Origin of the sequence: Proteus vulgaris, assembly GCF_023100685.1 — a bacterium.
Lineage (GTDB): Bacteria > Pseudomonadota > Gammaproteobacteria > Enterobacterales > Enterobacteriaceae > Proteus.
On record NZ_CP090064.1, the window covers coordinates 2,695,672 to 2,710,117 of the forward strand.

Genomic DNA, 14,446 nt, shown 5'->3' on the forward strand with positions numbered 1-14,446 from the left:
GGGTATGAACTTGATCCAAAACAATATTTAACATTAGATATTTATGACGATAAAACAGACAATTGGGATAAGAAATACAGTAAGTATCGGATTATTACTGCTCTTTTTTGTACTTCCTCTACATGCCATTGCAAAAGAGTGGAATATTGGCGTCTTGGCCTTACGGGGTGATGCTTCAACACAAAGACACTGGTTACCTCTTGTTCAAACATTAAATGAACAATTGCCTTCAGAAAATTTTGTGTTAGTTCCCTTAAATCTGGAAGAAATGAAGCTAGCAGTAGCGAAAAAAAAGGTTGATTTCTTACTAACAAATCCTGCGCAATTTATTCAATTGGATAATGCTTTTCCATTACGCTGGTTACTCTCTTTACGCTCTGGTTATGAGCCTGATAACACGACACGAAATGTGATTGGTAGTCTAATTTTAGTTCGTAATGACAGCCCAATTACTTCTGTTCACGAGCTAATAGGAAAGCGTGTTGGTGCTATTGCACCCGATGCTTTTGGTGGTTATCTTTTAGGTTATAAAACACTACGCGAAGAAGGTATCGATCCCGATAAAGATTTCACTCTACGTTTTACCGGTTTTCCTGCCGATGCCTTGCTTTATCTCTTACGAGATGAAGATATTAACGTGGCAATTATTCCCGTCTGCCTACTAGAAAATATGGATAATGAAGGGTTGATTCGAAAAAGTGATTATCGCCCAGTCATTTCCTATCAAACTAACACTCCGTGCTTAACCAGTACCCCCCTGTATCCTAATTGGTCATTTGCAGCATTAGACACTGTGCCTGATGAGTTAGTTGATAAAGTGACTCGCGCTTTACTCACGGATGACAGTAAACCCATGAAATGGGGAGCCCCTGCATCACATACACAAGTTGAAAACTTACTCAGGGAAGTCAACCAACATCCTCGACAACGCCAACTTTGGCTGGATGCAAAAAGCTGGGCAATTCAACACCAATTTATTATTGGTCTTTCGTTGGCTGCTATCTTTTTTCTTATTTTAAACCAAGTGTGGATTAGCTATTTAGTAAGGCGTCGCAGTCAACAATTAGAGCATGCTCATAATCGATTAAGGCAGCAAAAAGAAGAGTTAGAACACGCTCAACGCTTAAATATATTGGGGGAGATGGCTTCAGGATTTGCTCACGAACTTAATCAGCCTCTTTCCGCCATAAAAAGTTATGCACAAGGTAGTGTCATTCGCCTTAAAAAAGAAAATGAGTCACACCCGCTATTACCTGCATTGCAACAAATAGACAAGCAAGCACAACGCGGTGCTGATATCATTAGAAATCTACGTTTATGGGTTGGAAAACAGGCACCTAACACAGATACGATTACGCTTTCTCATCAGAATATTGCGGAATGTATCCACCATATTTGGAAACTTTTACGTGTAGAAGAAAAATACCCACAAGTTTCACTGAAAACCAATGTTGATGAACATGATACTCTGTGTTTACCTGAAACCTTATTAGAGCAAATTTTATCGAATTTAATCACCAATAGCCTGCAAGCAGGTGCAAAGCATTTAAAGATAAGTTCACACAAAGCACCAGATAGATTGCTTGTTGTTATTGAAGATGATGCAGGCGGAATGAGTCATAGTCAGCTTGAACAACCTTTTTCTCCATTCCAAACAACAAAAACGGAAGGACTTGGATTAGGTTTAGTGATTTGCCAGCGATTATTGCTTTCTCAAGGTGCGGATATTCATATTGAAAATCAACAAAATGAGCAAAATAATGTCGGATTAAAAATCACGCTTATTTTCCCTAATAAAAATAAATAACGGAGAAAAAATGCCCACTATTCACCTTGTTGATGATGATCTTGCTGTCACTGATGCTTGTCAGTTTTTATTAGAAAGCTTAGGTTATTCAGCCCATGTTTGGAATGATAGCGAATTCTTTATCAACAACGTCAATCTCTATCAACAAGGGGTTGTACTGTTAGATATGCGAATGCCAAAACCTGACGGTAGACAAGTTCACCAGCATTTAATTGATAAGCACAGTACACTTTCTGTGATTTTTTTAACAGGACATGGTGATATTCCTATGGCCGTTGAGGAGATCAAAAAAGGCGCTATTGATTTTTTACAAAAACCCATTGATAGCAATGCACTGTTATCAGCCTTAGATGCCGCATTTCTTGAAACAAATACCCGTTTTACTGCGCATGATATTCGTCGTCGCTATGCATCATTAACCCCAAGAGAAAAAGACATTGCTTATTATGTTATTCAAGGTTTAATGAACCGGGAAATCGCTGAAGTTGCTTGTGTTTCAATAAGAACTGTTGAAGTTCATCGAGCCAAAGTGATGGACAAAATGGCCGCTAAAAATATTGCTGAATTGGTGACTGCGTTACAAGGCATTGAAATAATTTCACCTAATTTATGACAAAATTTCTTATCTGCGCCAAAAAATGTCACAATATAAGATATTCATTGGAAAAATAGTAAATAGATAGGCTTATGATAAAGTCACCTCCATTTAAAAAATCATTTTTGCAGCCTAAGTATTGGCTGACTTGGTTTGGGATCGGATTACTCTATATTCTGGTTCTGCTTCCTTATCCTGTCATTTATTGGCTAGGCACACGCCTAGGTCGTTTCTCTAAAGTTTTTTTAAGAAAACGTGTCCAAATAGCGGAACGAAATCTTGAACTTTGTTTTCCACAAATGCCAAAAAGTGAACGCGAAGCTTTAATTAATAAAAATTTTGAATCTGTTGGTATGGGATTGTTTGAGACTGGAATGGCTTGGTTTTGGCCTGAATGGCGAGTTAAGCGCTGGTTTAAAGTCAGCGGACTTGAAAATATTTCAGCGGTTCAAGAAAAAGGACAAGGCATCTTACTTATTGGGATACATTTTCTTACTCTTGAGCTAGGTGCTCGTATTTTTGGTATCTATAACCCAGGAGTTGGTGTTTACCGCCCTAACGATAATCCCGTTATGGACTGGCTACAAACATGGGGTCGATTACGTTCTAATAAATTTATGATCGACAGAAAAGATGTCAAAGGCATGATCCGTAGCTTAAAAGCGGGAGAAATTGTTTGGTATGCACCTGATCATGATTATGGTCCACGTAAAAGTGTTTTTGTACCTTTGTTTGCCGTTGATAAAGCGGCAACAACAACGGGAACTTATATTCTGACAAGAACCAGCAAACCTGCATTAATTCCATTTACGCCCAAACGCTTACCTGAAGGTAAGGGTTATGAGTTAATTATTTCTCCGGCTGTTGCCGATTTTCCTGTTGATAATGAGGAAAATACTGCTAAGGCGATGAATAAAGTGGTTGAACAAGAGATTTTACGTGCGCCAGACCAATATATGTGGTTGCATCGCCGCTTTAAAACCCGCCCAGAAGGGGACGCTTCTTTATATAATGAAATAAAGAAAGTACACTAATCACGAAGTGGCTGTTTTATTCCAAAGCAGCCACTTTGTAATATGACAACACGCTGAAACAACAATAATAAAATCAACAACAGCACAAGCTGTAAACTCCTGCAAAAACACATTATAAGAGCAAGACCTATCGCACTTATTCTGTATCATGGCTATATTCTTATTCACTATAAATAAGAAGACCGATGCGTTGTCACAATATTCAACATCACCACGGTTATGTTCAGCCTATTTTCTTGGTTTACTCTCTCGTTCTCGGCTAAAGGAGTAACATGGATCTCAAGCCCCGAAATAATTCTTGGAAACGTAATCTTTATATTGTCTGGTTTGGTTGTTTTCTAACTGGCGCAGGTTTTAGTTTAATTATGCCTTTTCTTCCTTTATATGTTGAAGAATTAGGTATAACCGATCATGAAGAGCTTAACCTTTGGACGGGTGTAGCATTTAGTATTACTTTTCTTTTTTCTGCTATCGCCGCCCCTTTCTGGGGAAAATTGTCTGATAGGAAAGGTCGAAAATTAATGCTATTACGCTCTGCCCTTGGCATGGCAATTGTCATGGTATTAATTGGTTTTGCACAAAATATATGGCAGTTACTGGTATTACGTGCCTTGCTAGGTGTATTAGGTGGCTTTGTTCCTAATGCTAACGCATTAATTGCAACTCAAGTCCCTGTCAAAAAAAGTGGTTGGGCATTAGGTACTCTTTCAACGGGTGCTGTAAGTGGCGCTTTAATCGGTCCTTTAATTGGAGGAATGCTTGCCGACCTCTATGGTTTACGCCCTGTATTCTTTATTACTTCAGCGGTTTTATTTATTTGTTTTCTAGTCACCCTCTTTTTCGTGAGTGAAAACTTCACACCGGTTTCTAAAAAAGACGCACTAACTACAAAACAGGTTTTTTCATCACTTAAAAACAAAAGACTCGTTGTATGCCTATTTTTCACCACAATGATCATTCAAGTGGCAACGGGTTCAGTTACCCCTATTTTGACACTTTATATCCGTGAATTAACAGGATCAGTCAGTAACCTTGCCTTTATCAGTGGTGTTGTTGCCTCCGTACCCGGTATTGCTGCACTGATTAGTGCCCCTCGCTTTGGTAAGCTTGGTGACCGAATTGGCCCTGATAAAGTCCTTATTTTTACCCTCGGCCTCTCTATTTTTATGCTAATTCCAATGGCACTAGTCAGTAATTATTGGGAACTTGGTGCATTACGATTTTTACTTGGCGCAGTCAATGCAGCTATGTTACCTGCAGTGCAAACGCTTATTCTCTATAACATTACCCCTGCTATTGCGGGTCGAATTTTTAGTTATAACCAAGCACTAAGGGATGTTGGAAATGTTACAGGACCGTTAATGGGTGCTTTTGTTGCTGCAAGCTATGGATTTAGAGCTGTTTTTTATTTCACCGCAGCGGTTGTCTTTTTTAATCTAATTTATTCTTGGTTAAGCTTTAGAACGCCACAAGAAAAGTAGTCAGAAAATCCACAAATAAGATCAGTTAATAGTTTTTTTTCTTCAAAAAATTACACTTTTACATTTAAAGGCCTAATTGTTACTTTTTTTATTCTATTTTTTGTAATTTATTGTTTATTAAGAACATTCTTAACGCCTGTTTGTTAAGACCTCTAAAATTTTCTTGTCCTCTTTTTTCAAAAAATTGCAAGGTTAACTATTGCAAAATGAGATTTTTATCGACTTTTGCACCAAAAAATGGTTTATAAAGTATTAAATATACTTTTAGTCGCTAAATTCTGACAAAAGTATGTTAAAAATATATTAATTAAATGCGGTGAATATTGATAACAGAATGAAATAATTTTGTTTCATCACTTGCTAATATTTTGTTCTTTTTACTTGCAAACGACCTGTAGAGGTTTTTTTTGGGAATTTAAGATGCAATCTACTCACTCAAAATCTAGCCGAACTTTCTTTGGCCACCCATATCCATTAAGCTCCCTTTTCTTCACTGAAATGTGGGAACGCTTTTCTTTCTATGGTATTCGCCCATTATTAATTCTATTTATGGCGGCAACCGTTTATGAGGGTGGCATGGAAATCCCCAGAGAGCAGGCATCTGCTATTGTGGGTATTTTCGCAGGTGGTGTTTATTTAACATCGCTACCTGGAGGTTGGCTGGCTGATAACTGGTTAGGTCAACGCCTAGCTGTATGGTATGGCTCTATCTTTATCGCATTAGGGCACCTATCCATCGCACTTTCTGCGTTTTGGTCAGAAGATCTGTTCTTTATCGGTTTATTACTGATTGTATTGGGCACAGGATTATTTAAAACCTGCGTCACAGTAATGGTAGGAACCTTATATAAAAGGGATGATACTCGCCGTGATGGTGGATTCTCCTTATTTTATATGGGTATCAATATGGGCTCATTTATAGCACCACTCATCACCGGTTTCTTAGTGCGTGATTATGGCTGGCATTGGGGCTTTGGTATTGGTGGAATTGGTATGCTTGTTGCGTTACTGATTTTCCGCTTTTACGCAGTACCGACCATGCGTCGCTTTGATAGTGAAGTAGGTTTAGATTCAAGCTGGGATCGCCCAACGGTTGTTCGTCGTAATGTCGGTCAATGGATTTTAGCGTTATCTGTCGTTCTTATGGCAATTGTTGGCCTTATCATTTCTGGTGTTATTCCTTTTAACCCAGTTGCTGTGGCTAACTTTATGGTCTATGTGATTTCCGGTAGTGTTATCGCCTATTTTATCTATTTATTCCTATTCGCAGGATTAAGTAGTAGTGACCGTTCTCGCTTATTTGTTTGTTTCCTTTTATTGGTTTCAGCTGCCCTTTTCTGGTCTGCATTCGAACAAAAACCGACATCATTTAACTTATTTGCCAATGACTATACAGACTTAAACTTTATGGGCTTTGAGATCCCTGCAGTTTGGTTCCAGTCTGTAAATGCCTTGTTTATTATTGTTCTTGCGCCTGTCTTTAGTTGGTTATGGCCAATGATGGCACGTAAGAATATGAATTTAAGCAGCATTACTAAGTTTGTGATTGGTATTTTATTTGCAGCGGGTGGCTTTACCGTCATGATGTTTGCATCTGAAAGCGTTATCGCAACAGGACAAGGTGTATCACCACTTTGGTTGATTGGTAGCATCTTATTGCTGACATTAGGCGAATTATGTCTAAGCCCAATTGGCCTTGCCACAATGACTATTTTAGCCCCAGCAAGAATGCGTGGGCAGGTCATGGGATTATGGTTCTGTGCAAGCGCATTAGGTAATTTAGCCGCTGGTTTAATGGGCGGAAATATTCGTCCAGACAAATTGGATGTAATGCCTGATTTCTTCTCTCATGTTTCTATCGCACTGGTTATTTGTGCCGTTGTTCTTGCTGCACTAATTATTCCAGTTCGTAAGATTTTACAAAGCGCAGATAGCAAAGAGAAAGCACAAGCTTAATTTCAGTTGCTCATTATTGAAGCCATGCCTCATTTGCTTAGGCATGGCTTTTATACCCTGTTATTTAAAGGTGATTTTTATATATTGCACCTAGTATTTAAAACACTTAATCTCATTATCTTCTATTGATTGATAATTTATCACTAAGGTAATGGAATGACTGTTCTTCCTATTTATTATGTTAATGCCTTTTCTTCTACACCTTTTTCAGGGAATCCCGCAGCTGTCGTTTTGTTAGAAGAATGGTTGCCAGATGCCACCTTAATTACACTTGCTAGTGAGATTAATTTACCTGAAACCGCTTTTTTAGTGGATGATCACATTCGCTGGTTTACACCAAAAATAGAAGTACCATTATGTGGACATGCCACATTAGCCACCGCATTTGTATTAAAGACGATCAAACACGCTCCAGATAATTTATTTAAATTTCATTCACTTTCAGGTGAGCTCACCGTCTCTTGCCAAGATTCATTTTTTACGCTTGATTTTCCAACCATTCCAGCAACGTTAAATAACGGCATAAAATCACAACTCGAAACACAACTTAATTTAATCATCAATGAAGTTTGGCAAGCACATGATCGTTATGTCTGCTTTTTATCTGATCCAAAAACAGTCATTAACTACCAACCTGATTTCACTCAAATCGCACAGTTAGATTTACCTGGCGTTATTATTACAGCTAAAGGCAATAAACCTTTTGATTTTATTTCTCGTTTCTTTGCACCTGTAAAAGGGGTTAATGAAGATCCCGTTACTGGTACATCTCACTGTGTATTAGCTCCTATTTGGAGTGATAAGCTAAATAAAAAACAATTACACGCAAGACAAGTCTCAAAACGAGGTGGAAATATCGACTGTGAATTAAAAAATGGTCGTATTCTACTTACCGGTGACGCGACTCTTTTTCTAGCAGGTGAAATTACCTTTTAATTACTGACGACATTATCAGCCATTCATCTACTTTGCTTTCAATTTACTCTATTTTATACTGTGGGGAAAATTTCCCTACAGTATCAAAAAGAAGAAGGCTTTATTGTTATGTCTATCTCTGACTTATCTCCTGAACTGCAAGATAAAATCAAAAATTCAGTTACTCGCGTTTCTAAAGTTATCTTTCCAACCACAACTAACCATCACTCCACACTCTTTGGTGGTACTGCATTAGCTTGGATGGACGAAGTGTCATTTATTACCGCCACACGCTTTAGTCGTAAACGCCTAGTGACTGTCTCAACCGAAAAGATTAACTTTAATCATCCGATCCCATCAGGCACGATTATTGAACTAGTCGGTGAAGTTATTCGTGTTGGACGTACTAGCTTAACGGTTAATGTCTCAATTTTTCTGGAAGATATGTACGCTGAAGGACGAGAAGAAGTGATCCATGGCCAATTTAATTTTGTAGCTGTCGATAATGCCGGAAAACCCACGCCATTATTCGACAAATAGCCTCTTATAAAGAGTACTATCTCTCTTTTGACCTGCCTTAATTAAAAAGTACATGATTTTATTATGTCGTAAATTATTCTTAGTAAGAACAAGACATTAAAATAATTAATTCAAATGGATATTTTTCAATCAATGATAAATATTCAATAAAATCAAATAGTAATAAGATTACTAACATGTAAGACAAGAGTTATCCACAGTTAATGTGGATAACTGTATACAACAGAGAATTAGAGAACACAGATCTTTATTACTGAAAATTCAATCTGACAAACTGTTAATTTCATTCCCATTTTTGCACTTTCAGCAATAACTATATCAACAGAGTGTGAATATCTTCGGCCCACTTCAAGCGCCAAATCGATGGAAGGTTCAATGAGCAATATTACGCCAACATCCTCATTATCCCCAGAGAGGTCAGTAAGCGATCTTATTTGAATGAGTGGTTTCATTATATTGTTAGCAATTTCTTGCGCTTTATCTGTTGCGGCTTGATTTACTCTTACTTGCTTTTCTATACAGCCACCACCAGAATGAAGATAGATCATGATAGTCCCATTATAAAAACAAAGGTCGTTATCCTTATTATTCAAATCGACGGCATAAAAGCCAGTCAATCCTATAAGAAAAAACGACCTTATTTCTCATTATTATCCTAAGCAATATTATTTAGTAGACACTTACCAGCCATAAGAAACACCACCACCGACAACACCGCGATCTTCCGTATTCCATGAAGCTGAAATACGAATAATTGCACTTTCTGTTATTTGATACTGAGCACCTGTTGCAAGTGCATTAGCATCTCGATAATTACCAACCCCCACACCTAAACTAAAAGTGTGAGCCGTCACATAGGGAATATTCGCCATAGCTGCAACGGAAGCGATACCAGCACTTGCTCTCTTATCTGCCTTATCAATTTTATTATCCATATTTTTTAGTGCAATATCGTTATCAATAAAGATATTTTTAATTTTATTATTGGTATATTCATTTGCAATAGAGATAGAGTCATGTTTTGATTTTTCTATATATTCCTTCAACGATTCATCTCTATCACTAATAATGCTATTAGTGATATTAATATACTCATTTCCTTTTTGAGCAATATACTTCTCACGCTCCTTTATTATTTTTTCCAATAAGCCCTTCCATACCCGATGCTATTTTACTAATTTCTATATCCGTATAAGTATTAGCACTTTTTTCTGATGCTTTAACTTGCCCTTCTGTTGATATTGTAATTTCATTTCTAACATTATCAATATGCTCAACTATTTTTACATCATGCTGATTAACTTTAAAATCAGTATACTCTTTACCACTATTTTCAACTTCAATAAATCTATTATTTGTGTAATTTTTAATATCCGTTTCAGACTCACTAATTTTATTATCAGTATAAGACTCAACACCGGCTTTCATATCTGAAAGTTTATCTTCGGTATAAAGGTAGAATTCATTTTTTTCTTCATTGATATAATTAATAATTGTATCTTGATATTCGTTTATTTTACTATCGGTATATTGATTTGATTTTTTATTTGCATCATCAGCCAATGCCTTTGCTTTAGATTCACTTTGTTTTAATACAGCTTCACTTGCTTTAGAGATATCATTTTGTATTACTTTGTTATTTTCATTTATTTGAGTTGTGGTTGCTTTGAGTAGAGTATTTTTTTCTTGCTCAATTTTATCATTGATGACGACATTATTGTCACGAATACGCTTATCAGCTTCAATAAGAATATTATTTTTCTCTTCTTGCAGTTGAGAAACATTCACCGCATCTGTATCTTGTGTTCCTGCTGCAACATTAATAATTTGTCGCTGATTTTTATCACTACCTATTGATAGCGTATTATCTCGATTATTACTGCTTTTATCACCTAATATAATAGCATTACTTGCTGTTCCTGATGACTTACTGCCAATAAGGACCGAATTTTCAGCGCTATCTGAAAGGCGGCTTCCACTGCCTAATATCACCCCATTTTCCGCATTATTTATTGCACCTTTACCTATACTAATTGCATCCTTACCTTCACTATAAGCTTGAGAGCCAATAGACAGTGAACCTTCGCCAATAGCCATTGCCCCACTTCCTAATGACAATGCATTATCCCCTATTGCCGTACTTTTATGACCGATTGCTGTTGCATTTTTACCTTCAGCGCCGGCATTAGCTCCAATCGCTGTTGATTGGTCTGAATGTGCCCACGTATTATATCCAACTGCTGTCGCCTCATTACCATCTGCTTTACTATCTCCACCTAATAAAGTGGTATTGTTGGCATAAGAAAATGTAGATGAAAATAATATAATAGCCAATAGTTTCATCTTAAAACTTATATTACAAATCATATTTATATCACTCCATAATTAATAAACTCATACATAGAGTAATATGTATTTTATTTTTTACACATTATATATTTTACAAAATAATTTAATTCCACTCAGGAATTTCATTATAAATGAATAATAACATCTCTATATAATTAGATAATCAATGAAAAAATAAATTACTATTTTTTATTTTCAAAATAAAATCAACCACTAAAGAAAAAAGACAAATAATAAAAAAACAAGAATAATATTTAATATTAAAAACAAGATCCATTTTAATAAAATTAAAATGTTTTAAATTTTGAGATAAAGATCAAATAATAATAACGTTATTTTTTTATATTTTAATAGCATTATAAATTTATATTACAACAATAACTAAGTATAAATCCCTAAACATTTTTATGTTTAGGGATTTATGTTTATTCAATAAAAGTCGCTTCTGCGATTAATAATTTATCAATTGAGGATTGACATAAATAAGGCCTAAGAGCTTCAAATTTCTTCTCTGACCATTGATAAATTTTTAACGATAAAAGTTGCTCAATCACATTTGGATCAAAACGGAATTTAAGATGTTTCGCTGGCGTTCCACCTACAATGCTATAAGGCTCTACATCTTTGGAAACAACACTATTAGCAGCAACAATAGCCCCTTCACCAACAGTGACTCCAGGCATTATCATTGCACGCATTCCTATCCATGCACCATCCTGAATATGAGTATCACCTTTACCTATATAAGCTTCTTCAATTTTATCCATAAAAGGATATAGAGAGAACCAGTCCACACGATGAGTATGGTTTCCGCCCATTAATATAACGGCTTGTGCACCAATACAAACATAATCACCGATATATAATTTATCAATTTCCCATAATGGTTCCCATTGCAGGCTAACTTCATCACCATAAAGATAGCGCACAACAGAAGCTTCAAAACCCTCATCCCAACAATCACTGTAATAGCTATGTTGTCCTTTGATGATAATGTTTTTATTTTTTACTGTTTCATGTAGATATTCTACACGTGACCAATGCTTATTTTTCATAATATGACTCGCTATAAATTAATGAGTCATCAAAGAATGCTTAATTCTCTGATGATGTGTTCGCATTCAAAACACATCGCCTTAAGCTATCCTAGGTTGAAGTAATAAAGGATTTTGTTTCATTTTACTTTATTATCCTGTCTCTTTATTCGATAAACTTATACCACTATTGTTATCTGTCATCATAAGCTTTATTGACGAAAAAACCACGGATAATCTACATAACATTTTATGACTATCCATGGTTTAAGAAATGACTATTTAAAAAAATCTTTACTACCATGAGGCGCACAACGTAAATATTGAGGCGCTACTTTTATGGTTTGCTTCAGTTTTTCTGCCGCATGCCAAGGCCAACGAGGATCGTATAAAATACCTCGACCTAATGCAATAAAGTCAGCTTGCTCTGTTAATAAAATAGCTTCAGCTTGTTCTGGCTCGGTAATAAGTCCAACCGTAATAACTGGCAATTGTGTTTCATTATAAATAGCCTGAGCAAATGGCACTTGATAATTAGGGCCTAGTTTAATATTTTGCTTATCAGATAAACCACCAGAAGAAACATGAATATAATGGCAACCTAACTCTTCAAGATGTTGCGTTAAAGCAACTGTGCTTTCAAGATCCCAGCCACCGTCAACCCAATCTGTTGCAGAAATTCTCACTCCAACACAAACATTATCAGAAACAGCATTTTTCACTCCAACAAAAACATCTGCTAATAACCGACTACGATTATTAAAATCACCACCATACTGATCTGTTCTATCATTTGATAATGGGGATAAGAATTCATGCAATAAATATCCATGAGCGCCATGAATTTCAATAACATCAAAACCTGCTGATTCTGCTCTTTTCGCTGCCTCAATAAAGGATTGCTTTATCTCTTCAATTTCTTCAATAGTCAGAGCATGAGGCTGATGATTTTTTCCAAAAGGAATTGCTGAAGGTGCAACTTTTTGCCAACCATAAGGAGAATCTGGTGCTAATGATCCGCCACCATTCCAAGGTAAATCAGTTGATGCTTTGCGCCCCGCATGGGCGATTTGTATACCAATTTTAGCAGAGGAATATTGCTTAATATTATCAACCAATTTTTTTAATTCACTGCCATGCTGATCAGACCAAATGCCTAAATCTTTATAGCTAATACGGCCTCTCGGTTCAACAGCAGTAGCTTCCACAATCACAAGCGAAGCACCTGATAATGCAAGCTGCCCATAATGCATAATGTGCCACGTTGTCGGATAACCATCTTGTGCTGAATATTGGCACATTGGCGCAACAATAATACGATTATCTAACTGATGGGGGCCTAATTTTTTAGGGGAAAACAACAAACTCATATAAAGCCTCCTGCTACCAATAAGAATTTATGCAAAGAAAATTACTTTGCTTATAAATAAATGGATTTAATATACAAGTTTAAGGCTATCGGATCTTATCCATCAAGGCGATGCCCTACTTCACATTGTGATGATAAATACTTTATTTCTTAGTTATTATTTATTCTTACCTAAACCTTATAGTTATTAAAAAATGTAAAAGTTACTCAATAAACTATCACCTTATTTTAATCTGCTACAACGGAATAAGATATTATTTGAAACGTATAAAACAAGAAATGAACAACATGAAAAAGATCAGCACTAAATACTGATCTTTTTTCTAATTAGTCATTCGATTTTGCAGGCTTAACCAGTAACAGAGAGAAACGTCTTGCGATAGGCAATACAAATAAGACGGTTGGAAAAGCAATCATCCAAGAGATCCCCCAAGAGCTTAACCATGGGGAGATAACATACATACCCATTCCTAACGATTTGACGGTACTAATAAAAGCAACAATACCTGACATAATAAAAGAAAGGAAAAAAGGAACAAGAAAAATCATTGCTCGAGTAGGCAGTTTAGGAATACCTAAAAAATAATTTTTGTCATGAAAAGACATAGTGAAAGACCCCAATAATACGATTGTACAACGGCACATAACTGCCAATACAACAGGCTAAAACTAAGTTATATGCGTTGATTAACGTAAACGCTTACGAGTCTTATTGACTAAACTGTAGGCTAGTTTATTAATAAATATTTTTTTGTCAACTAAATTATTCTATTCTCATCTAGAGAATAAATGATATGAGATAAATATACGTTTCTTTTGTTTTATATAAAATTTATTTATATAATTAAACAATTAAAAATAATAAAAATGAGAAAACATTATCTTGTTTTCTCACACTTTTTTACCAATCTCTTGTTGCAATTAATTCTTCTATATCAGCATCTTTAAAACCATATTCATCAGCAATAATACCAAAATCTTCTGCAATACACTCTCTTGCAACGGTTTCAATCTCACTACCTTCTTCACAAAACTCCTCAGCAAGATCATTAAATTGATCTGTTGTTTCTTGAGTTAAAATATAAAGCTCTGATAAATCTTTAGGTGAAGTCGCTTCAATTTTAAAACACAGTGTTTTAAGTAAATCTTGTCCTTTTTTTACCAGGTGAGCTGGATAATACTCATCATTTTCCATCTCTTTTAAAAAAGAGTGTAAAGCTAAAACTGAATTATTGATCATGGTGAAATCCTATTTAAGTATTTACCTTAGTGACATTAAATACATGTCCTTTTTCTGGTAAGGATATATTACTTTCTTTAATTAAATGATTCATTTCTGTTACACTGAATTTATACAACTTTAAGA

Annotated in this window: 14 protein-coding genes; 7 read left to right on the forward strand and 7 right to left on the reverse strand. The window is 35.7% G+C overall.

Going from position 1 to position 14,446, the window contains the following annotated elements:
• Positions 1 to 43 precede the first annotated feature (43 nt).
• The 7 genes from ttrS (at position 44) to LW139_RS13085 (ending at position 8,328) form a co-directional block, all read left to right on the forward strand.
• Complete coding sequence (gene ttrS, locus LW139_RS13055; RefSeq protein ID WP_247850050.1) at positions 44 to 1,807, forward strand: tetrathionate respiration histidine kinase TtrS; 1,764 nt, start codon at positions 44 to 46, stop codon at positions 1,805 to 1,807.
• A gap of 10 nt (positions 1,808 to 1,817) precedes the next feature.
• Positions 1,818 to 2,420 (forward strand): tetrathionate respiration response regulator TtrR, encoded by a 603-nt coding sequence (ttrR, locus tag LW139_RS13060; RefSeq protein ID WP_166540690.1) that lies wholly within the window; start codon positions 1,818 to 1,820, stop codon positions 2,418 to 2,420.
• 74 nt (positions 2,421 to 2,494) lie between these two features.
• Positions 2,495 to 3,436, forward strand: coding sequence for a Kdo(2)-lipid IV(A) acyltransferase (locus LW139_RS13065; protein ID WP_166540691.1), 942 nt, complete (start codon positions 2,495 to 2,497; stop codon positions 3,434 to 3,436).
• Between the two features lie 272 nt (positions 3,437 to 3,708).
• Positions 3,709 to 4,917, forward strand: a complete 1,209-nt coding sequence (mdtG, locus tag LW139_RS13070; RefSeq protein WP_072068552.1) for a multidrug efflux MFS transporter MdtG — start codon at positions 3,709 to 3,711, stop codon at positions 4,915 to 4,917.
• 420 nt (positions 4,918 to 5,337) lie between these two features.
• Positions 5,338 to 6,873, forward strand: coding sequence for a peptide MFS transporter (locus tag LW139_RS13075; protein ID WP_227335700.1), 1,536 nt, complete (start codon positions 5,338 to 5,340; stop codon positions 6,871 to 6,873).
• Positions 6,874 to 7,029: 156 nt separating this feature from the next.
• Positions 7,030 to 7,809, forward strand: coding sequence for a PhzF family phenazine biosynthesis protein (locus tag LW139_RS13080; RefSeq protein ID WP_227335701.1), 780 nt, complete (start codon positions 7,030 to 7,032; stop codon positions 7,807 to 7,809).
• Positions 7,810 to 7,917: 108 nt separating this feature from the next.
• Entirely contained in the window at positions 7,918 to 8,328 is a 411-nt protein-coding gene (locus LW139_RS13085) for an acyl-CoA thioesterase (RefSeq protein WP_072068555.1), read from the forward strand.
• A gap of 230 nt (positions 8,329 to 8,558) precedes the next feature.
• Here the strand turns inward: LW139_RS13085 and LW139_RS13090 are convergent, their stop codons facing one another.
• The 7 genes from LW139_RS13090 to LW139_RS13120 all read right to left on the reverse strand — a co-directional run bounded on the left by LW139_RS13090 (position 8,559) and on the right by LW139_RS13120 (position 14,320).
• Positions 8,559 to 8,876: a hypothetical protein gene (locus LW139_RS13090; RefSeq protein ID WP_166540694.1), complete on the reverse strand. Its 318-nt coding sequence runs from the start codon at positions 8,874 to 8,876 to the stop codon at positions 8,559 to 8,561.
• 132 nt (positions 8,877 to 9,008) lie between these two features.
• A complete protein-coding gene (locus tag LW139_RS13095; RefSeq protein WP_247850051.1) occupies positions 9,009 to 9,473 on the reverse strand; it encodes a YadA-like family protein in 465 nt (154 codons plus the stop codon).
• Complete coding sequence (locus LW139_RS13100; RefSeq protein ID WP_432652186.1) at positions 9,448 to 10,671, reverse strand: hypothetical protein; 1,224 nt, start codon at positions 10,669 to 10,671, stop codon at positions 9,448 to 9,450. Before LW139_RS13100 ends, LW139_RS13095 begins: the two co-directional genes overlap by 26 nt.
• Positions 10,672 to 11,102: 431 nt before the next feature.
• On the reverse strand, positions 11,103 to 11,732 hold the full coding sequence (locus LW139_RS13105; RefSeq protein ID WP_247850053.1) for a CatB-related O-acetyltransferase: 630 nt from the start codon (positions 11,730 to 11,732) through the stop codon (positions 11,103 to 11,105).
• 257 nt (positions 11,733 to 11,989) lie between these two features.
• A complete protein-coding gene (locus LW139_RS13110) occupies positions 11,990 to 13,081 on the reverse strand; it encodes an NADH:flavin oxidoreductase/NADH oxidase (RefSeq protein WP_166540696.1) in 1,092 nt (363 codons plus the stop codon).
• A gap of 326 nt (positions 13,082 to 13,407) precedes the next feature.
• Entirely contained in the window at positions 13,408 to 13,686 is a 279-nt protein-coding gene (locus LW139_RS13115; RefSeq protein ID WP_109407842.1) for a DUF2798 domain-containing protein, read from the reverse strand.
• A gap of 295 nt (positions 13,687 to 13,981) precedes the next feature.
• Complete coding sequence (locus LW139_RS13120) at positions 13,982 to 14,320, reverse strand: DUF5713 family protein (RefSeq protein ID WP_247850054.1); 339 nt, start codon at positions 14,318 to 14,320, stop codon at positions 13,982 to 13,984.
• Between the last annotated feature and the right edge of the window lie 126 nt (positions 14,321 to 14,446).